Source organism: Morganella morganii H1r, from assembly GCF_000633515.1.
GTDB lineage: Bacteria > Pseudomonadota > Gammaproteobacteria > Enterobacterales > Enterobacteriaceae > Morganella > Morganella morganii_B.
Map to the genome: position 1 here is coordinate 1 of NZ_AYMP01000118.1, position 517 is coordinate 517.

A 517-nucleotide genomic window follows, 5' to 3' on the forward strand; every position below is an offset into this window, starting at 1 on the left:
AAAAATGGGGGGATTACCATAATAGAGATTTGAAAAAAATAATTTCGGCAAAATCAACGGAAACTCAAAAACGAGTTAATTTCAATATGCCGGAAAATAAACATCAGAGGTTAAAAGCTACCTGTGCCCGAAAAGGACTATCTATCTCAGATGTAATGAATGATCTGGTTGATAATTGGTTATTGAAAAACGAATGACACTCAATTACTCAATTACTCAATTACTCAATTACTCAATTACTCAATTACTCAATTACTCAATTACTCAATTACTCAATTACTCAATTACTCAATTACTCAATTACTCAATTACTCAATTACTCAATTACTCAATTATATTGGTTATCCATATGATAGATAAGAAATATATTTTTTATCTTTGCATGACGTTTATGAGCTTTGATTCATCTGCTAAATCTATTTTTATTGGAGATAGCCTAACTCTTAGTCTGGCAAAAGGAGCTAAAGAGCAGGACTTTCTGGAATATTATTATCTGGACTGTAGTGGTCAACTAAAA

1 protein-coding gene is annotated in these 517 nt (G+C 30.6%); it reads left to right on the forward strand.

What is annotated here, in order from left to right:
- Positions 1 to 29: 29 nt before the first annotated feature.
- Complete coding sequence (locus U868_RS0123295) at positions 30 to 197, forward strand: plasmid partition protein ParG (RefSeq protein ID WP_080694431.1); 168 nt, start codon at positions 30 to 32, stop codon at positions 195 to 197.
- The last annotated feature ends 320 nt before the right edge of the window (positions 198 to 517 follow it).